The organism is Kitasatospora sp. NPDC001664, from assembly GCF_053596675.1.
On the sequence record NZ_JBSFGS010000007.1, the window covers coordinates 16,525 to 33,877 of the forward strand.

The 17,353-nt window shown below is 73.8% G+C and carries 21 protein-coding genes; 11 read left to right on the top strand and 10 right to left on the bottom strand.

Annotated elements, in window-relative coordinates; genetic code table 11:
• Positions 1–48 precede the first annotated feature (48 nt).
• Both ACWCYY_RS11995 and ACWCYY_RS12000 read right to left on the bottom strand, forming a co-directional pair.
• A complete protein-coding gene (locus ACWCYY_RS11995) occupies positions 49–393 on the bottom strand; it encodes a RidA family protein (protein WP_345279619.1) in 345 nt (114 codons plus the stop codon).
• Between the two features lie 62 nt (positions 394–455).
• Complete coding sequence (locus ACWCYY_RS12000) at positions 456–1,805, bottom strand: sensor histidine kinase (RefSeq protein ID WP_449795917.1); 1,350 nt, start codon at positions 1,803–1,805, stop codon at positions 456–458.
• 194 nt (positions 1,806–1,999) lie between these two features.
• On the opposite strand from ACWCYY_RS12000, the gene ACWCYY_RS12005 reads away from it, so the two are divergent.
• The 5 genes from ACWCYY_RS12005 to ACWCYY_RS12025 all read left to right on the top strand — a co-directional run bounded on the left by ACWCYY_RS12005 (position 2,000) and on the right by ACWCYY_RS12025 (position 6,036).
• Positions 2,000–2,563, top strand: coding sequence for an SMI1/KNR4 family protein (locus tag ACWCYY_RS12005; RefSeq protein ID WP_449795918.1), 564 nt, complete (start codon positions 2,000–2,002; stop codon positions 2,561–2,563).
• A gap of 159 nt (positions 2,564–2,722) precedes the next feature.
• Complete coding sequence (gltX, locus tag ACWCYY_RS12010; RefSeq protein ID WP_345279665.1) at positions 2,723–4,084, top strand: glutamate--tRNA ligase; 1,362 nt, start codon at positions 2,723–2,725, stop codon at positions 4,082–4,084.
• 177 nt (positions 4,085–4,261) lie between these two features.
• The gene (locus ACWCYY_RS12015; protein ID WP_449795919.1) at positions 4,262–5,257 is read left to right on the top strand and encodes a phosphotransferase; all 996 of its coding nucleotides are present in this window, start codon (positions 4,262–4,264) and stop codon (positions 5,255–5,257) included.
• 25 nt (positions 5,258–5,282) lie between these two features.
• Positions 5,283–5,711 (top strand): DUF6210 family protein, encoded by a 429-nt coding sequence (locus tag ACWCYY_RS12020; RefSeq protein ID WP_449795920.1) that lies wholly within the window; start codon positions 5,283–5,285, stop codon positions 5,709–5,711.
• Between the two features lie 97 nt (positions 5,712–5,808).
• Entirely contained in the window at positions 5,809–6,036 is a 228-nt protein-coding gene (locus ACWCYY_RS12025) for a hypothetical protein (protein ID WP_449795921.1), read from the top strand.
• Positions 6,037–6,268: 232 nt separating this feature from the next.
• Here the strand turns inward: ACWCYY_RS12025 and ACWCYY_RS12030 are convergent, their stop codons facing one another.
• Complete coding sequence (locus tag ACWCYY_RS12030; protein ID WP_345279631.1) at positions 6,269–6,826, bottom strand: hypothetical protein; 558 nt, start codon at positions 6,824–6,826, stop codon at positions 6,269–6,271.
• A 204-nt stretch (positions 6,827–7,030) separates the two neighbouring features.
• Here ACWCYY_RS12030 and ACWCYY_RS12035 point away from each other — a divergent pair, with 204 nt between their 5' ends.
• Both ACWCYY_RS12035 and ACWCYY_RS12040 read left to right on the top strand, forming a co-directional pair.
• The gene (locus tag ACWCYY_RS12035; RefSeq protein WP_345279633.1) at positions 7,031–7,579 is read left to right on the top strand and encodes an ArsR/SmtB family transcription factor; all 549 of its coding nucleotides are present in this window, start codon (positions 7,031–7,033) and stop codon (positions 7,577–7,579) included.
• A complete protein-coding gene (locus tag ACWCYY_RS12040; protein ID WP_449795922.1) occupies positions 7,576–8,844 on the top strand; it encodes an MFS transporter in 1,269 nt (422 codons plus the stop codon). Before ACWCYY_RS12035 ends, ACWCYY_RS12040 begins: the two co-directional genes overlap by 4 nt.
• A 25-nt stretch (positions 8,845–8,869) precedes the next feature.
• Here ACWCYY_RS12040 and ACWCYY_RS12045 read toward each other — a convergent pair whose 3' ends face one another.
• A complete protein-coding gene (locus ACWCYY_RS12045) occupies positions 8,870–9,316 on the bottom strand; it encodes a nitroreductase family deazaflavin-dependent oxidoreductase (protein ID WP_449795923.1) in 447 nt (148 codons plus the stop codon).
• Between the two features lie 145 nt (positions 9,317–9,461).
• Here ACWCYY_RS12045 and ACWCYY_RS12050 point away from each other — a divergent pair, with 145 nt between their 5' ends.
• The gene (locus ACWCYY_RS12050; protein ID WP_449795924.1) at positions 9,462–9,992 is read left to right on the top strand and encodes a DUF6584 family protein; all 531 of its coding nucleotides are present in this window, start codon (positions 9,462–9,464) and stop codon (positions 9,990–9,992) included.
• A gap of 9 nt (positions 9,993–10,001) precedes the next feature.
• Here ACWCYY_RS12050 and ACWCYY_RS12055 read toward each other — a convergent pair whose 3' ends face one another.
• The 3 genes from ACWCYY_RS12055 to ACWCYY_RS12065 all read right to left on the bottom strand — a co-directional run bounded on the left by ACWCYY_RS12055 (position 10,002) and on the right by ACWCYY_RS12065 (position 12,821).
• Positions 10,002–10,148, bottom strand: coding sequence for a hypothetical protein (locus ACWCYY_RS12055; RefSeq protein ID WP_449795925.1), 147 nt, complete (start codon positions 10,146–10,148; stop codon positions 10,002–10,004).
• 63 nt (positions 10,149–10,211) lie between these two features.
• The gene (locus tag ACWCYY_RS12060; RefSeq protein ID WP_449795926.1) at positions 10,212–12,482 is read right to left on the bottom strand and encodes a heavy metal translocating P-type ATPase; all 2,271 of its coding nucleotides are present in this window, start codon (positions 12,480–12,482) and stop codon (positions 10,212–10,214) included.
• Positions 12,483–12,530: 48 nt separating this feature from the next.
• A complete protein-coding gene (locus ACWCYY_RS12065; RefSeq protein ID WP_345279646.1) occupies positions 12,531–12,821 on the bottom strand; it encodes a heavy-metal-associated domain-containing protein in 291 nt (96 codons plus the stop codon).
• Between the two features lie 208 nt (positions 12,822–13,029).
• Here ACWCYY_RS12065 and ACWCYY_RS12070 point away from each other — a divergent pair, with 208 nt between their 5' ends.
• Together ACWCYY_RS12070 and ACWCYY_RS12075 are read left to right on the top strand one after the other, a co-directional pair.
• Entirely contained in the window at positions 13,030–14,277 is a 1,248-nt protein-coding gene (locus tag ACWCYY_RS12070; protein ID WP_449795927.1) for a threonine/serine ThrE exporter family protein, read from the top strand.
• A gap of 95 nt (positions 14,278–14,372) precedes the next feature.
• Positions 14,373–14,597 carry a hypothetical protein gene (locus ACWCYY_RS12075; protein WP_345279650.1) on the top strand — a complete coding sequence of 75 codons (225 nt, stop codon included), beginning with the start codon at positions 14,373–14,375 and terminating at the stop codon, positions 14,595–14,597.
• A gap of 97 nt (positions 14,598–14,694) precedes the next feature.
• On the opposite strand, the gene ACWCYY_RS12080 is transcribed toward ACWCYY_RS12075, so the two are convergent.
• Positions 14,695–15,633, bottom strand: a complete 939-nt coding sequence (locus tag ACWCYY_RS12080) for a MerR family transcriptional regulator (RefSeq protein ID WP_449795928.1) — start codon at positions 15,631–15,633, stop codon at positions 14,695–14,697.
• Between the two features lie 192 nt (positions 15,634–15,825).
• Here ACWCYY_RS12080 and ACWCYY_RS12085 point away from each other — a divergent pair, with 192 nt between their 5' ends.
• Positions 15,826–16,071: a hypothetical protein gene (locus ACWCYY_RS12085; protein ID WP_449795929.1), complete on the top strand. Its 246-nt coding sequence runs from the start codon at positions 15,826–15,828 to the stop codon at positions 16,069–16,071.
• Between the two features lie 49 nt (positions 16,072–16,120).
• Here the strand turns inward: ACWCYY_RS12085 and ACWCYY_RS12090 are convergent, their stop codons facing one another.
• Positions 16,121–16,549, bottom strand: a complete 429-nt coding sequence (locus ACWCYY_RS12090) for a PIN domain-containing protein (protein WP_345279656.1) — start codon at positions 16,547–16,549, stop codon at positions 16,121–16,123.
• Positions 16,550–16,858: 309 nt separating this feature from the next.
• Complete coding sequence (locus ACWCYY_RS12095) at positions 16,859–17,341, bottom strand: hypothetical protein (RefSeq protein WP_449795930.1); 483 nt, start codon at positions 17,339–17,341, stop codon at positions 16,859–16,861.
• Positions 17,342–17,353 lie beyond the last annotated feature (12 nt).

The window sequence follows — 17,353 nt, forward strand, 5'->3', positions numbered from 1 at the left end:
CCGCCGCACCGGCCGAGGGGTTTTTCCCGTGACCCGCCGTCAGCGCGGTCAGACCGCCGCGGTGACGACGATCTCCACCCGGACGTCCGGGTGGTAGAGCGCGGCCTGCACGGTGGCCCGGGCCGGGACGGCCCCGGCCGGCACCCAGGCGTCCCAGGCCTCGTTCATCTGCGCGAACTCGGCGATGTCGGCCAGGAAGATCTCGGCGCGCAGGATGCGGGTCTTGTCCGAACCGGCCTCGGCCAGCAGCTTGTCGATGCTCGCCAGCACCTGCACGGTCTGCTCCGTGGTGCCCGCCGAGAGGTCACCGGCGACCTGGCCGGCCAGGTACACGGTGCCGTTGTGGACGACCGCCTCGCTCATGCGCGCGTTGCTGCCGATTCGCTGGATCATGGGGACCTCCTGGAGGTACGTGGAGCGGGGGAGCGTGGAGCTTGATCGCTCCGGCGCGCCGATCATAGGGGCGGCCCGCCCGCGGCGTCCGAGCTGTCCGAATGGAGAGCAGACCTGGATGCCGCCTCCCCGTCCTCCGGCCCGCGCGGAGCGGGGAGCGTGAGCAGCACCTCGAAGCCGCCCTCCGGGCGGGGCCCTGCGCTCACCGTGCCGCGGTAGACCCGGGCCCGTTCGCGCATCCCGATCAGTCCGTGCCCGGCCGAGGCCGCGCCGCCTGGGACGCCTGGGACGCCTGGGATGCCGGGCAGGCCGGGGAGGCCGGGGAGGCCCGCGCTGTCGCGGAGGCCCGCGCCGTCGTCGGTCACCCGGACGGTGAGGTGGTGCGGCCGGAAGCGGACCGAGACCGTCGCGGTGGCCGGGCCGGCGTGCTTCAGCACGTTGGTCAGCGCCTCCTGGATCACCCGGTAGACGCACAGGTCCATCCCCGGCGGAAGGGCGAACGGCTCGCCCTCCCAGAGGAGTTCGGCCGCGACGCCCGCGCCCCGGACCCGGGCGAGCAGCTCCTCCACCCGCCCCAGCCCCGGTGCCGGGCCCTCGTCCTCCTCCACCACCCCGTCCTCGGCGCCGACCGACCCGACCCGGAGCAGGGTCAGCATCCGCCGCAGCTCGTCCAGCGCCTCCCGGCCGGTGCCCGCGATGGTGTCCAGCGCCCCGCGCGCGGTCCTCGGGTCGCCCTCGAAGACGTACGAGGCGAGGCCGGCCTGGAGCGAGACCACCGACAGGTGGTGCGCCACCACGTCGTGCAGCTCCCGGGCGATCCGCACCCGCTCCTCCGTGAGCGCCTCGGTCACCGCCTGCGCCGCGCGGGCCTCCTGCTCGGCCCGCAGACGTCGCGTCAACTCCGCCAGCCGGACGCTCCGTTCGGCCGCGAGCCCGGCCGTCCGGCCGAGCAGCGCCACCCCGAGCGGGAACGCCACCGCCTGCACCAGGACCGAGGACATCGACCCGTGCTCCCGGTAGATCACCCCGGCCACCACCCAGGCCGCGCCCACCGCCACCGAGCACACCACCGTCGCCGCACGTCCCGTGGAGACGGCCACGGCGTACAGCGCCAGCAGTACCGCGGGGGAGTTGACGACGGGCCAGTACCCCAGGGCGATGTACACCAGCCAGACCGCCACCGTCGCGCCCAGCACCGGCACCGGCGCCATCCGCCGGGCCGCCAGCGCCACGCCGATCAGCACGGTCAGCAGCGCGCCCCGGGCGTCCGGCGCGTGCCAGTCCCCGGGCTCGGGCTCCTGCCCCAGCACCAACGCGGCCACGGTGTACGCCACCGCCAACACGGAGTCGGTCACCCGCGGCCGACGCAGCACCCGCTCCACCCGTCCGAGGAATCCCTGGTCCGCCAGCACCGGCGCAGCCTAGTGCCGCCCACCCGCCCGTTCCAAGAGCCGCCGCCCCGGTCCGCCCCGAGCGGACGCGCCACCGCCCCGGGCCCGCCGGTCCCGTCGCCGCCGTGACCGTCCGTTGCCGTGACCGTTCGCCGCGCTCGCCCGCCTGACGGCCCGTCGGGTCCGCTGTCGGTCGCGCCTGCCACCCTCTCCCCGTGACCGACATCCACGACCCCGCCCCCGGTCCGGCCGTCCTCGACGCGCTGCGCGAAGCGTTCCCCCCGGAGTGGCGCGAGCCGCCGCTGGGGCGGCGGGCCGTCGCCGCCTGGGAGACCGAGCACGGCGTCACCCTCCCCGAGCCCTACCGGTCCTTCGTCGCCGAGGTGGCCAACGGCAGCTCCCTCGGCCCGGCCGAGGACGGCGGCCTCCAGCCGCTCGGTCTGCTCCCGGCCCAGTGGCCCGATCTCGGGGCTGCCTCCTCAACGGGGCCCGGCGGCCGCCGGCCTGCCGCCCCGTTCCCGGTCGGGGCCGCCTGGTGCTGGGAGGAGGAGGACAACCCGGACGATGCGCGCATCGACGCCGCGTTCAACCACGGCTCGGTGGTGCTCGGTTCGGAGGACGGCCAGTCCTTCTGGCTGCTGGTGACCACCGGGCCGCACCGGGGCGAGGTCTGGATGGTGGCCGACGTGGGCGTGACCCCGGTGCCGACCACGGGTGCGGCGTGGGGTTTCGCCGAGTGGGTGGAGCAGTGGCGGGCGGGGCAGCGGCGCTGGTCCTGAGGACGGGACGGGGTGTGCACCCAGGGCGGTCCGGCCGCCGGGCGCGGGGTGCGTCAGGGGGCCCGGTGACCATGGAAGGTCCCGGGAGTCAGTAGGCTTCCCTCCATGACCGAGGTATCCCGTTCCGTCCGTGTCCGTTTCGCACCGAGCCCCACCGGCATGTTCCACGTCGGGGGTGCCCGCTCCGCCCTGTACAACTGGGCGACGGCGCGACAGCAGGGCGGCACGTTCGTCCTGCGGATCGAGGACACCGACGCCGCCCGCAACAAGCCCGAGTGGACCGACGGCATCATCAGCGCCCTGGCCGCCATCGGCATCCACGAGGGTGACGCGGCCTTCGAGGGCCCGTACTTCCAGTCGGCCAACGCCCCGCTGCACCGCACCGCCGCCGAGAAGCTCTACGCCGCCGGCCGCGCCTACCACTGCGACTGCACCCGCGAGCAGCTCGCCGAGCGCACCGGCTCCGCCCAGACCGGCTACGACGGCCACTGCCGCGACCGCGGCCTGGAGTACGCCGAGGGCCGCGCGCTGCGCTTCCGCACCCCGGACGAGGGCACCACGGTCGTGGTGGACCTGATCCGCGGCGAGCCCGCCTTCCCCAACTCGGCGATGGAGGACTTCGTCATCGCCCGCGGCGACGGCAGCCCGGTATTCCTGCTGGCCAACGTGGTGGACGACGTCGAGCAGGGCGTCACCCAGGTCATCCGCGGTGAGGAGCACCTCTCCAACACCCCGAAGCAGCAGCTGCTCTGGGAGGCCCTCGGCGCCACCCCGCCGGTCTGGGCGCACCTGCCGGTGATCGTCAACGAGAAGCGCCAGAAGCTCTCCAAGCGCCGCGACAAGGTCGCCCTGGAGGACTACCTGGCCGAGGGCTACCTGCCCGAAGCCCTCGTCAACTACCTGATGCTGCTGGGCTGGGGCCCCAAGGACGACGTCGAGATCCGCCCCTACGAGGAGATCGAGCAGCTCTTCCGGGTCGCCGACGTGAACGCCGCCTCGGCCTTCTTCGACGTCGCCAAGCTGCGCTCCTTCAACGGCGAGTACATCCGGGCGATGGGCGTCGAGGAGTTCACCGCGGCCTGCGCGCCGTGGCTGGCCGCCGACCGCGCCCCGTGGGCGGCCGAGGACTTCGACGCCGAGGCCTTCGCGGTGCTGGCGCCGCTGGCGCAGTCCCGGATCGCGCTGCTCTCCGAGATCACCGAGCAGGTCGACTTCCTCTTCCTGCCGGAGCCCGTCCAGGACGAGGCCTCCTGGAACAAGGCCATGAAGGCCGGCGCGGCCGACCTGCTGCGCACCGCCCGCACCCGCCTGGCCGCGGCCACCTGGCAGGCCGACGCGCTCAAGACCGAGCTGGAGGCCGTCGCCGCCGAGCACGGCCTGAAGCTCGGCAAGGCCCAGGCCCCGGTCCGCGTCGCGGTCACCGGTCGCACCGTCGGCCTCCCGCTCTTCGAGTCGATGGAGGTCCTCGGGCAGGAGCGCACCCTGGCCCGCCTGGACGCCGCCCTCGCGAAGCTCGGCTGACGCCGGGTCCAGTCCGACGGTTTGGCGCCCGGTCCGGACTGACGGCCGGTAGACCGTCGACCGGACCCATGGTCGGACGACGTGCCGCCGCGCGGTCTGACGCCTCCTCAGGGCCCGTCCTCCCCTTCCGGGGTGGGGCGGGCCCTCTGGCGTCCCGTGCTCACTACCCTCGATGGCGTGAAGACCCGACCGGACGACCTCCACGACGAGCAGCTCCGCACCGGCCTGCTCGCCTACGGCCTCACCGCCGCCTCCCTGGCCTACGCCCCCGTCGGCTTCGGCGACCACCACTGGACCGCCACCGATCCCGACGGCCGCCGCTGGTTCCTCACCGTCGCGGACCTCGCCCACAAGAGCCACTGCGGCCCCGACCCCGACTCCGCCCTCCTCGGGCTGCGCGCGGCGATGTCCACCGCCCGGTCGCTGCGCCACCTGGGCCTGCTGGTCGCCCCCTTGGCCACCCCCGACGGCGAGACCGCCCTCCGGCTCTCGCCGCGCTACGCGCTCAGCGTCTTCCCCTACGCCTCCGGCACCCCCGGCGGCTTCTTCGACCGCCTGGCCCCCGCGGACCGCCGCCTGCTCCTCGACGCCCTGTCCCGCCTCCACACCACCGCCCCGCCACCCGGCACCCCCGTCCACCACCCCGGCCTCTCCGGCCGTCCCCGCCTCGACGCCGCCCTCGCGTCCCTCACCACCCCCTGGGCCACCGGCCCGTACGCCGAGCCCGCCCGCACCCTGACGGCCACTCACCTCCCCGCCCTCCGCCGCGCCCTCGCCCACCTCGACCGCACCACCGAGGCCCTCACCTCCGTCCCCGGGGTCGTCACCCACGGCGAGCCCCACCCCGGCAACCTCCTGCGCCACCCCGACCACGTCCTCCTGGTCGACTGGGACACCGTCGCCCTTGCCACCCCCGAACGCGACCTCTGGCTGCTCGACCCCACCCCCGCCGACCTCGCCCGCTACAGCGCCACCACCGGCCACCCCGTCGACCCCGCCGCCCTCGCGCACTACCGCCTCCGCTGGGCCCTGGAGGACATCGACGCCTACCTCCATTGGTTCCGCGGCCCCCACACCGACGACACCGACACCCAGGACTCCTGGACCGCCTTCACCGGCACCCTCGCCGAGCTCGCCACCGTCCTCCCCACCGAAATCCCGTGGAGCCCGTGACCGCCCGGTTGCCACACTGGGTTCCATGACGAAGCGTCACCACGTCCCCCTCGACCCGGACGGCACGGCCGGCCGTGACTGGCTCTGCCTGGTGGTCGAGGCGGACACCCGGGTGGTCTACCACCAGCAGTACGGCGGCACCACCAACCGACAGGGCCAGGTCGAGGGCTTCCTGGTCCCGCTCGCCGGCGCGCCCCAACTCGCGGCACTGCGAGCCCTGTTCGAGCGCGAGCTGCGCGGGGCCGGGGCCGCGGACCACCGCTGGACGGCCGAGCAGCGCCTCCGCCTGGGCGCCACCGTCTCCGCCCTCCGCTACTGGACCTCCGACGGCGCCGTCGACCACCCCCACCCGCTCAGACTGGACGACAGCCGTGCCGCCGAGACGGACGAGGCCTGGGTCCCGGTCCTCACTCCGGACGGCCCGGCCGTCCTGCTGTGGTCCAACTCCGACTGAGCGGCGCCGTCTCCCGCGCACCTGCAACCTTCGGTGTACCGCGCTCTCGCCCCTGCGGAGGACGATCACGGGTCGCCGCCCGCGAGAAGCTCGATCCATGCGGATCACCATCGGATACACCATCGAGAGCATCGGCTACGTCGTGGGAGCTCAGGGGCTCCTCGGCTTCGTGTCGCGGACCTTCTTCGGGGCGGAGTGGGGCTGGGTGCACAAGCTCGTCGAGCTGCCGCCCCCGGCCCACCTCGGCGTGGTGGCCGCAGGGGCGGCGCTGGTCATCGGCGGGGTGCGGCTGCGGAGGGAGTCCAGCGCCCGGGGCGCCGCCTGACTTCGCGGAGTGCGGGTTGACGGTGGATCAGGAACGACTCGTCGGCTTGCCGTTCAACCAGTGCTCTCGGTAGCGCCGCTGCGGCGTCACCGAGAGTCGTCCTGGTGCGGATCGTGCCACCCGGGGCCGGGGCGGTGGTGTCGCCGTGACAGCCTGCGCTGGTGGAAGTTCCCATGCGAGGCAAGCTCGGTGGCGCGGCTCCACGCGGAGCCGTACCGGGCCCGCGCCGGCCTCAGCCGGTGCCCGGGCCCCCGTCCTCCACCTGCCAGGGCCGGGGCCAGTTGCCGGAGGGCGGGGGCGGCCCCGCGATCCCGAGGTCGCGCCGCGCCCGTGCGTAGAACGCGTCCCGCGCCCGGCTCATCCCCTGCTCCGCCGCCGCCCAGCCGTCCGGGTCGGTCCGCAGTCCCCGCGCGTACAGCTCGACGTTCCACACCGCCTCGTGCCACGCCCGGGCGGCCGCGACGGTCTCCGCGTCGCCCACCAGCAGCACCGACTCCCACTCCGCCGCCCGCCGCGATTCCGCCTCCGCCAGCAGCACCAGCCCCTGCACCGGATCCAGCGGATCGACCACGTTGGCGAACCCGCGGGCCGCCCCGATCCGCTGGGCTATCCGGATCTGCGCCTTCAGCGCGTTCGCGTACCCCACGTAGATCTGGAACCGCTTCTCGTCCCACCGCTCCGCCCGCGCCCGCCGCCAGCGGCTCTTCTCCGCCGCACCCGCTGCGGCGATCGACCCCACGGCCCCCACCACCACCCCGACCAACGCCGGTACCTGTTCCCACAGCCCCACCGCTCCCCCTTCCGTCCCGAGCACTCCCCGGCACACTGCCACGTCCCGGCGCCACGCGACACCCAGCGGCAGCCTCAACCTCCGTTCGGTGGGGCCGGGTTGGCGGGGCCTACCGGGGAGGGGCAGGGGCCCGTCGGGATCGTGGTGGCGTGGAGTCAGGGAAAGCCCTTGCGCAATGGTCAAGAAGTGTTGACCATTGGGGGCGTGACCAACGATGATCTTCCCGAGGCGCTCCACCTCTCCACCGACGAGCAGTTGCGCGCCGTCTCCAACCTCACCCGCCACCGCATCATGGCCGTGCTCCGCTTCGAACCCTCGACGATCACCCAGATCGCCGACCGGGTCGGCCTCGCCAAGGGAAGCTCCAGCTACCACGTGCGGATCCTCGAACGGGCCGGCCTGATCAAGGTGGTGCGGACCAGGAAGGTCCGGGGGGTCATCGAGCGGTACTACGCGATGGCCGCGCGCTCGATCGTGCTGCCGGACCCGGGGGAGGGCGGCCCCGACGTGCTGATGCGGCACGCCGTGGCCGACCTGGAGGCCTCGTCGCCCGACGGCGAGCGGCACGTGCGGATGGCCCACCTGCGCCTCACCGACGAGCAGTTCGCTGAGCTCGGCGCCCGCCTGGAGGCCCTCGCGGACGAGTACCGCGCGCTCTCCGACCCGTCGCTCCCGGACGCCTCGCTCGTCTTCGCGCTCTTCCACCCCAGCTCCCGCAACCAGGCCGACCAGGCCGAGGAGACCACCAAGTGACCCTTGCCGTACAGAAGTTGCCGACCGGTTTCGGACGGCTGTGGACCGCTCAGACGGTCTCCTCCCTCGGCGACGGAGTGCTGCACTCCGCCCTGCCGCTGATCACCCTCACCCTCACCCGCGACCCGCTCGCGATCGCCGTCGTCACCGCCGCCGGCACCCTCCCCTGGCTGCTCTTCGGCATCCTCGGCGGCGCACTGGTCGACCGCTGGGACCGCCGCCGCACCATGTGGGTGGCGGACGCGGCCCGCGCGCTGCTGCTCGCGGTACCGGCCGCCGCCCTCGCCCTCGACGCCCTGACCATCCCCCTCCTCGCGGCCGTCGCCTTCCTCCTCGGCCTCGGCGGACTCTTCTTCGACACCGCCGCCACCGCCTACCTCCCCGGCCTGCTCGGCCGTGACGCCGCCCTCCTGGAGCGCGCCAACTCCCGCATGCGCGGCACCCAGACCGCCGCCTCCGGCTTCGCCGGCCCGCCCGCCGGAAGCGCCCTGCTCGCCCTCGGCCGCGCCGTCCCGCTGCTCGCCGACGCGCTCTCCTTCGCGCTCTCCGCCCTGCTCGTGCGCTCCCTGCCGGCCGTGCCCGTACCGGCCCCGGAGGCCCGCGAGTCGCTGCTCAAGCAGGCCCGCGCCGGCGCCTCCCACGTCTTCCGGGACCGTCTGCTGCTCGGCCTCGCGCTGCGCCCCGCGGTCGGGAACGTCGCGTTCCTCGCGATGGAGACCGTGCTCGCCCTCTTCGCCCACGACCGCCTCGGCGTCGGCGCCTCCGGCTACGGCCTGCTCCTCACCGCGGAGGCCGTCGGCGGCCTGTTCGGCGCGGGCTTCGCCTCCCTCCTCGGCCGACGCCTCGGCACCGGCACCGCCCTGACCTGCACCGCGACCGTCGAGGGCCTCGCCATCCTCGCCGTCGCAGCCGCCCCGAACGCGTACGTCGCCGGCCTCGGGCTCGCCGTCTGCGGCGCGGGCATCGGCGCCACCATGGTGCTCGCCCCGTCGCTCCGTCAGGCGATCGTCCCCGCCCACCTGATGGGCCGGGTCGCCTCCACCTCCCGGATGCTCTCCATGTGCGCGGCCCCCTTCGGCGCCTTCCTCGGCGGCTGGCTGGCCACCGCCTACGACGTCCGCACCCCGATCTTCGTCGCGGCCGGCCTGCTGCTCACCATGACGGTGGTCACCGCCACCATGACGAGCAACCGCCGCGTCGAGGCGGCGCTGCGCGCCGCAGCCGCCGAGACGGACGAGCCGTCCCGCCCGGCCGCCCTCGTCTGACCTCCGTCCGCCTCCGCGCCCGGGCCTACACCGGCCCGGGTTCCAGGACGAAGACCGGGATCACCCGGCCGGCCGTCTTCTCGTACTCGGCGTACGTCGGATAGGCGGCCACCGCCCGCTCCCACCACTCGGCCTTCTCCTCACCGGTGACCTCACGGGCCGTCATGGGGCGGCGCTCCGAGCCGTCCTGAAGGACCACCAGCGGGTTCGCGCTGAGGTTGTGGTACCAGACGGGGTGGCGCGGGAAACCACCCTTGGTGGCCACCGCCGCGTACCGCCCCTCGTGCTCCACCCGCATGAGCGGCACCTTGCGGATCCGGCCGCTGCGCGCTCCGCGCATCGTCACGATGACGACCGGCAGCCCGGTGTCCCAGAGCGTGGTGCCCTCCGTGCCGCCGGACCGCTCGTACAGCTCCACCTGCTCGCGGATCCACTGCATCGGGCTCGGGTCGTACTCGCCCTCGAGAGCCATCGCGCCCTCCCTGATGTCGTACACGGACTACTCCGGGACATTCCAACCCGGACCCGGCCCGAAACCGCCCACCGCCGTGCAGACTCCGCCGCCGGTCGGGCATAACCCCTTTGACCTGCACTTCCGTCCACGTCACGATGCTCCGGTGACAGTCGAGACCACCCTGCTGAGAGTCGACGCGGACCTCCGCGCCGGCCGGATACCCGTCGCCCGCCAGCGCCTGCGGGGCCTGGTGGGCTCGTACCCGGCGGACCTGACGGCCAGGCGGCGTCTGGCCGAGGTCTACCGCCTGTACGGCGAGACCGTCGAGGCGGGTCGCTGGGCCTACCTCGAAGAGGACCGCGACCCGGACGAGACGGCGGCCTTCGAAGCCCGCCACCCGAACCCGCTCGACCGGATGGTGGCGCTCCGTTGGTACGGCTCGGAGCGCGAGGTCGCGACGGAGACCGCCCGCGCCCGGCTGGTCGGGCTCCGCGAGGCGGCTTCGGCACACCTGTGCCGGCCGGTGTACTGGCACACCGCGGGGGACCACGTCCGACAGCGCGACGAAAGCACCGCCCCGGCCGGGGACGACGACCTGAGGTGGCTGGGGTGCGCGGGCCTCTGCCTCGCCGCGCTCGCGCTCGTGGCGCTCGCCGTGGTCGGCGGCGTCACCGTCGTCCGCTGGCTGCTCTGACGGCGCTGCTCACCGCCCCGCCGCGTGGTGGACGTACTCCGGGTCGGCCGGCCACCCCGCGATGGCCGCCGAGGTTTCGATGGTGCCCCAGCCGATCGAGAGCTCGTCGAACTTCCAGTGGCAGAACTCCACTTGGACACCGTCGAAGTCCAGCACCACATGCCGGTTCGCCCGGCACCGGGGGGTCGGTGCCGGGCGAACCGGGAGGGGGAGAGGTGGTCAGCGGGTGCGGAAGGTGCGGAGGCGGAGGCTGTTGCCGACGACGAAGACCGAGGAGAAGGCCATGGCTCCGCCCGCGATCATCGGGTTGAGCAGTCCGGCGGCGGCCAGTGGGATGGCGGCGACGTTGTAGGCGAAGGCCCAGAAGAGGTTGCCCTTGATGGTGGCGAGGGTGCGGCGGGAGAGCCGGATGGCGTCGGCGGCGGAGCGCAGGTCGCCGCGGACGAGGGTGAGGTCGCCGGCTTCGATGGCGGCGTCGGTGCCGGTGCCCATGGCGAGGCCGAGGTCGGCCTGGGCGAGGGCGGCGGCGTCGTTGACCCCGTCGCCGACCATGGCGACCGAGTGGCCCTCGGTCTGGAGGCGGCGGACGGTGTCCACCTTCTCCTGCGGCAGGACCTCGGCGATGACGTCGGCGGCGTCGATGCCGACCTCGGCGGCGACGGACCGCGCGACGGCGGCGTTGTCGCCGGTCAGCAGGATCGGCCGCAGGCCGAGGGCGCGCAGGCGGGTGATGGCCTCGGCGCTGGTGGGCTTGACCGCGTCCGCGACCACCAGGACGGCACGGGCCTCGCCGTCCCAGCCGACCGCGATGGCCGTCCGACCGGCCTCCTCGGCCTCGGCCTTGGCCTTCGCCAACTCGGGGGTCAGGTACTGCGACCAGGAGGTGAGCAGCTGCTCCCGTCCGGCGACCACCGCGTGGCCGTCCACCACGCCCTGCACTCCGAGGCCCGGGACGTTCTCGAAGCCTTCGACGGGGGGCAGGGTGCCGAGGCGGTCGGTGGCGGCGGCCGCGACGGCGGCGGCGATCGGGTGCTCGGAGGCGTGCTCCAGGGCCCCGGCCAGGCGCAGGGTCTCGGTCTCCGACACGCCGTCAGCGGTGTGGACGGCGAGCAGGGTCATCTTGCCGGTGGTCACGGTGCCGGTCTTGTCGAGGACGATGGTGTCGACCTTGCGGGTGGTCTCCAGCACCTCGGGGCCCTTGATGAGGATGCCGAGCTGGGCGCCGCGTCCGGTGCCGACCATCAGGGCGGTCGGGGTGGCCAGGCCGAGGGCGCAGGGGCAGGCGATGATCAGCACCGCCACGGCGGCCGTGAAGGCGGCCGTCCAGCCCTCGCCGGTGGCGAGCCAGAAGACCAGGGTGGCCAGGGCCAGGGTGATCACGACGGGGACGAAGACCCCGGAGATGCGGTCGGCCAGGCGTTGGGCGGCGGCCTTGCCGTTCTGCGCGTCCTCCACCAGCTTGGCCATCCGGGCCAGTTGGGTGTCGGCGCCGACCCGGGTGGCGCGGACCACCAGGCGGCCGCCGGCGTTGACGGTGGCTCCGGTGACGGCGTCGCCGGCGCCGACCTCCACGGGCACGGACTCGCCGGTGAGCATCGAGGCGTCCACCGCGGAGGAGCCCTGCTCGACCACCCCGTCGGTGGCGATCTTCTCGCCGGGCCGCACCACGAACAGGTCACCGACGGCCAATTGGGCGGTCGGCACCCGGACCTCGGCGCCGTCGCGCAGGACGGTGACGTCCTTGGCCCCGAGCTGCAGCAGGGCCTTCAGGGCCGCACCGGCCGTCCGCTTGGACTTCGCCTCGAAGTAGCGCCCGGCCAGGATGAAGGCGGTGACGCCGGCCGCCGCCTCCAGGTAGATGTTCGACGCACCGTCGGAGCGGGCGATGGTGAGCTCGAAGCCGTGCCGCATCCCGGGCATCCCCGCGTGCCCGAAGAACAGCGCCCACAGCGACCAGAGGAACGCGGCGCCGGTGCCGAGCGAGACCAGGGTGTCCATGGTCGCGGCGCCGTGCTTGGCGTTGGTCCAGGCGGCCCGGTGGAACGGCCAGGCCGCGTAGGTCACCACCGGCGCGGTCAGGGTGAGGGAGAGCCACTGCCAGTTGTCGAACTGCAGCGCCGGGATCATCGCCACCGCGATCACCGGCAGGCTGAGCACCACGGAGGTGACCAGCCGCTGCCGCAGCGGGGTCAGTGGGTCGGGCTCACCGGTCGCCCCCGCCCCCGCCCCCGCCCCTGCCTCCGGCTCGGCGTCCGCCGGCCGGGGGACGGCCGCGGTGTAGCCGGTCGCCTCGACGGTGGCGATCAGGTCGGCGACCTCCACCGAGTCGGCGGCGAAGGAGACCTTCGCCTTCTCGGTGGCGTAGTTGACGATCGCTTCGACGCCGTCCATCCGGTTGAGCTTCTTCTCGACCCGGGCGGCGCACGACGCACAGGTCATGCCACCGATCTCGAGTTCCACCTCGTGGGAGGCGGGTGCCTGCGTGCTCATGGGTGCTCCTCGCTGGGTCGTGAAGGCTCGTGGACGAGGGGTGAACCCTCAGGCGCGGCCGGTGAGTTCGTAACCGGCCTCGTCGACGGCGGCGCGCACGGCCGCGTCCTCGGGCTCGCCCTCCGACGCGACGGTGACCAGGCCGGCCGCGACGTCGACGGAGACGGAGGTGACGCCCGGGAGGGCGGAGACGGCGGCGCCGACCGACTTCTCGCAGTGGCCGCAGGTCATCCCGGCGACGGCGTAGACGGTGGTGACGCTGTCGGCGGCGACGGGGGGCTCGATGGTGAGGGTGGTCGAGTCGGTCGAGCAGGTGCCGGCGGGGGAGCAGCAGGACATGGCGGTCTCCTCTTGATGGTCCGTCAGATACCCATGGGGGGTATCTCCTTGTGGAGATATTTATACCCCCGGGGGGTACCAGGCGCAAGGGGATCCCGACGGACCGTCAGCCGATCGGCGGTGTGTTCGTGCGGGGCGGTGGGGCGAGCGCGGTGTTACGTTCGCGCCACGGGCCGCGGCGGCCGTGGCCGGACCGGGACGTGAGGCAGTGGACCGACCAGACGACGCCGGCCTCGACCGGGTCACCGACTTCCTGCGCCGGCTGACCGGGCTGCTGCTCGACACCAGTGGCGAAGGCGCCGAGCTGATCGAGCATCACGTGCGGGCTACGGCCGAGGTGCTGGGGGCCGAGACCGATGTGCTCCTGGTGCCGGACGGGGCGACGCTCACGGTCACGGTCCGCGGGAGGTCCAGGACCGTCACCGTCCACGGGGTCCCCGAGGTCTTCCGCCTCGACCGGCTCACCGCGCTCAAGCCGCTGCTCACCGACCTCGCCGAGGGCCGTACCGACCTGACCGAGGCGGAGCGGCGACTGGAGCGGATCCGGACCTCCCCGGCCCCGTACCCCTGGTGGCTGAAGCTCCTCGGCATCGTGCTGTTCTCGGTCGGCTTCGCCCCGCTGATGCAGCCGACCTGGCACGAGATCGGCACGACCGCCGCCCTGAGCACCTTCGTCGCCGTCCTCGCCGTCGCGGCCGACCGGAGGCCACGCCTCACCAAGGTCCTGCCGCTGGTGGTCGCGGTCGCGGTCTCCGTGCTCACCCTCGAACTGTTCGCCGACGACCCGGCGCGCGGCGGCCCCGTCCTGCTGATGCTCCCGGCGCTGTTCTTCTTCGTTCCCGGCGACTACCTGAGCGCGGCCTCGGCCGAGCTCGCCGCCGGCCACATCACCACCGGTGCCGTCCGCCTGGTCTACTCCGCCTTCCTGCTCCTGCAGTTGTACGTCGGCGTGCTGATCGGCGTCCTCGTCACCGGAACCTCCACCCGGGCCCTGTTCGACCAGGCGGCCACCTCCGACCTGCCGCGCTGGTCACTGTTCCTCAGTTGGATCGTCTTCACCGTCGGGACCGTCCTCGCCTTCGCGATCCCGCTCCGGCTCCTGGGCCCACTGCTGCTCCTGGTCTACCTCACCGTCGGCGTGCAGTCGCTCGGCACGAAACTCATCGGCGAGGTCGGCGGGACGTTCGTCGCCGCCACCATCCTCGCGGCGGTGGCCACCGCCCTCGCCCGCGCACCGCGGCACCCGCCCCGGCTCGTCCTGCTGCTCCCGGGCTTCTTCACCCTCACCGTCGGCTCGCTCGGCATGCGCGGCCTCACCACGCTCGCCGGCGGCTACGTGATCGAGGGGTTCCAGGACCTGCTCAAGCTGGTGACCATCGTCGTCAGCATCGCCGTCGGCATGGTCCTCGGCGCCGCCCTGGCCACCCCCGAGCGGCCCCGGTCCCGGCCGCTCTGACGCTCCGACAGGATTCGGGCCCGGTCCTCCGGGCCGTCCGGGGTCACCCGTGCGGAGGGCAGCGGGGCGAAGGGTCGTTCGTCCATGATCGGTCCATGATGAAGAACACCTCGGCCGCACTGGCCCTCGCTGTGGCGGCGGTCCTCCTCCTTCCCGCCTCCGCCTCCGCCGCTCCCCTTCCGGGCACGGCCGACGTCGGAACGGCCCGAGTCGCCAGGGCCGGCGAATTCTGGGCCTACGTGCCGATCCAGTTCGTCGAAGAGCTGATCGGTGAGTGGACCGAGATCCCGGAGGAGCTCGTGCACCCCGGCAGAGGCTGATCGGGCTCGCCCGTGCACCGGGTGCGGCTCGACCGGGGGAGCGTGACACCCGGTCGAGCCGCACCCTGTTCGTCCCCGCCGGGGAGGCGGGCCCGGACTACCGCGCGGGGTGCGCGCGGAGCGCCTCGCCGAACCAGGCGAACACCGGGCCCAGGCTCTCCGGGACGGGCCAGCCGTTGACCGTCGCCAGCAGGTGCCAGTACCGCTCGGCCCGCGGATCGCCCGCGACCTCCAGCCTGTTCAGCAGCCAGCCGCGCAGCACCGCGTCGTCGGCCCTTCCGAAGGTCTCGGCGTAACGGGCCGTCAGCCCGGCCACCACCTCGGCCGCCGCTGCCGACCCCGGCGCCGTGCCGGCCTCCAACGCCCGGCCGACCCCCTCGCGCACCGCCTCGGTGAGCTCGTGGTGCAGCCCCGTGTCGTCGCCCCGCTCGCGCTCGTCGGCCTGGTACCGCGCCATCCGGCGCACCGCCGCCCGGAAGTCCGGATCCCGGGTCAGCTCGGCGAGCTCCACCCAGGCCTCGACCTGTGCGGGCTCGGGGTCCTCCGGCAGCACCGGCGCGGCCGCGCGCATCATCGCGACGAGCTCCGGGTTGGCGTCGTAGCGGCCGAAGGTGTCGTCGATGAACTCGGCGACGAGGCGCCCGCGTTCCTCGTCGGTCAATTTCGCCAGTCGGTGCATCAGGGTCATCTCCTCGGTGGTGGAGCCTCGTTCGGCCACCGCGCGCAGTACGGCGCGCCGCAGTCGGAGCGTGCGGATCTGCACCTCCAACGCGTCCGCGTGCGCCGCCGCCACCTCGGACACCGACACCTCCCGGTCCAACACCAGCCGGATCACGGCGAGTTCGACCCCGAGGTCGCGCAGCGTGCGCACCAGGTCCAGACGGGCCAGCGCACCGACGTCGTACAGCCGGTAGCCGGACGGACTCCGGTCCGTCGGCGGCACGATCCCCTCGTCCGAGTAGAACCTGATGGTCTTGACCGTCAGCCCGGTCCGCCGAGCCAGGTCCCCGATCGTGAAGAGCGCGTCGCCGTCCATACCCCGTACCCTCCCGTCTCCCCCCACTGGAGACTCAAGTGCCTTCCGTCCCGGGGCGTGTCGGTGGCCCCTGAGAAGACCCCCATTCACCCACGGCGATATTCGACTGTCCCGGCAACGGCTAGGCTCGCCGCCATGGAGTTCGCTGCTGGAGTTCCCTCCGCTTGGCACGTGACGTTGCGGAGCGGCGCGTTGATCGAACTGTGGGCCGACGCCTACGCCGTGGAGAAGGACTCTTACGTCTTCTCGGTCCTGGTCCGAGCGGCGGCGGCCGAGCGGGCCGAGCTCGAGGTGAGTGCGAGGACTCCCACCGATCCCGATCGGATCGCCATCGTGGTCGCCCGCCTCCCCTGCAGGGAGGTCCGGCAGCTGCACACCGCTGCCGAGCGTGCCGTGGACGGGCTCTGCGTCTGCCCGGGGGAGGAGTCCGGGCTCTGAGGGATGCCCAGGCTGCTCCTCGTTGCGATGGCTGGTTCGCGCGGGCCGTTCAGGCGGGGCGGACGGTGCGCGGGCCGGCTACCTCGGCGCCCAAGGCGGTGACCCGGGTGCGGAGTTCGCGATCCGCGGTGACGACCAGGCAGGCGCGGTCCGGAACGGCGGAACGGGCTGCGGCGACCAGCTCGACGATGCAGTCGTCACCGCTCCCCGACGCCGCCACCACCCGTACCCGAGGAACCCCCGACACCCCGCGAGCGGCTCCCTCCACCACCAGGACCACCTCCAGCGGGCCACCGTGCCACCACCCCGGGGCGCGATCAGCGGCCAGCGCCAACCCGTCCTCCGCGACCGGCACCAGCGCGTCGCGCAGCCGCTCCGCCGCACCCCGCCGGTCGCGCCACCAGCCGTCCGGCACCGAGCCCACCACGTTCGCGCCGTCCACCACGAGGAGCGGTGGCCGCTCTGTGTCGCTGTCCATGCTGTCCGTACCCATGACCCGCAAGCCTGCCACGTGCGCCGGCGCGGGATGTGACGCCGGGTCGGGGACGCGCCCGTGACGCCGGGCCGACCGAGGCCGCCGCACAGTCAACCCTGCGGCCGCCGAGCGCACCGACAACCGAGGGCTCGGGCTGGCCGGGTGTCTGGCGGAAGACGGCTGCCATGCCCGAGCGGCTGGGGCGCTCCTTCTGGCCCGCGCTGCTGACCGACCGCCTCGCCGACCTGCACCGCCGCGCCCGCGGTCGCCCAGCGCAACAGCCGCTTCTTCAGCACCCGCTGATCCGGCCCGTCAGCTCGCCGCTGTGCCGGCACGCACGCGATCTGCGTCCAGGTGCAGTTCGTAGACCGTGGTGCAGTCGGCGGCCAGTGTCGCGACGGGCTGCCCGCACCGGCACGCGCGGTTGAGGCGCTGGTTGCCGGACGGGCCACCGCAGCACCCCATGCTCGCGTCCACCAGCATGATCAGGTCCACCGCGTCCTCGGGGTTCAGGACGATGTTGCCCCGGGGGCCTGCGGACCTCAGGAGGCCACGCATGTCGGACATCCAGCCCGCCCGGCGTTGGGCGGGGCCTTCCTCGTCGTCGGGGTAGGGCTCGTACGGAGCCCCCCAGGGCTCGGTCTCGATCGCGTAGTGCCCCCGGGGGATCGTCGCTTCGGGCCCCCGGGCCCCCGGCCTGGGCCGTTCGAAGGGTGGGGGCTCCGGTACGGCGTGCAGGGGCGTGAGCGTAGGTGTCAGGGCATCGCCGCACCCGGAGCAGTGGAAGATCGTCATCAGGTCAGTTCT

What these genes read in the sequence shown, in the direction of transcription:
- ACWCYY_RS12095 (WP_449795930.1), bottom strand. Translation starts at nt 17,341, where the DNA reads ATGACGATCTTCCACTGCTCCGGGTGCGGCGATGCCCTGACACCTACG.
- ACWCYY_RS12075 (WP_345279650.1), top strand. Translation starts at nt 14,373, where the DNA reads ATGATGAAGAACACCTCGGCCGCACTGGCCCTCGCTGTGGCGGCGGTC.
- ACWCYY_RS12020 (WP_449795920.1), top strand. Translation starts at nt 5,283, where the DNA reads ATGACGAAGCGTCACCACGTCCCCCTCGACCCGGACGGCACGGCCGGC.
- ACWCYY_RS12025 (WP_449795921.1), top strand. Translation starts at nt 5,809, where the DNA reads ATGCGGATCACCATCGGATACACCATCGAGAGCATCGGCTACGTCGTG.
- ACWCYY_RS12080 (WP_449795928.1), bottom strand. Translation starts at nt 15,633, where the DNA reads ATGGACGGCGACGCGCTCTTCACGATCGGGGACCTGGCTCGGCGGACC.
- ACWCYY_RS12090 (WP_345279656.1), bottom strand. Translation starts at nt 16,549, where the DNA reads ATGGACAGCGACACAGAGCGGCCACCGCTCCTCGTGGTGGACGGCGCG.
- ACWCYY_RS12045 (WP_449795923.1), bottom strand. Translation starts at nt 9,316, where the DNA reads ATGGCTCTCGAGGGCGAGTACGACCCGAGCCCGATGCAGTGGATCCGC.
- ACWCYY_RS11995 (WP_345279619.1), bottom strand. Translation starts at nt 393, where the DNA reads ATGATCCAGCGAATCGGCAGCAACGCGCGCATGAGCGAGGCGGTCGTC.
- gltX (WP_345279665.1), top strand. Translation starts at nt 2,723, where the DNA reads ATGTTCCACGTCGGGGGTGCCCGCTCCGCCCTGTACAACTGGGCGACG.
- ACWCYY_RS12060 (WP_449795926.1), bottom strand. Translation starts at nt 12,482, where the DNA reads ATGAGCACGCAGGCACCCGCCTCCCACGAGGTGGAACTCGAGATCGGT.
- ACWCYY_RS12065 (WP_345279646.1), bottom strand. Translation starts at nt 12,821, where the DNA reads ATGTCCTGCTGCTCCCCCGCCGGCACCTGCTCGACCGACTCGACCACC.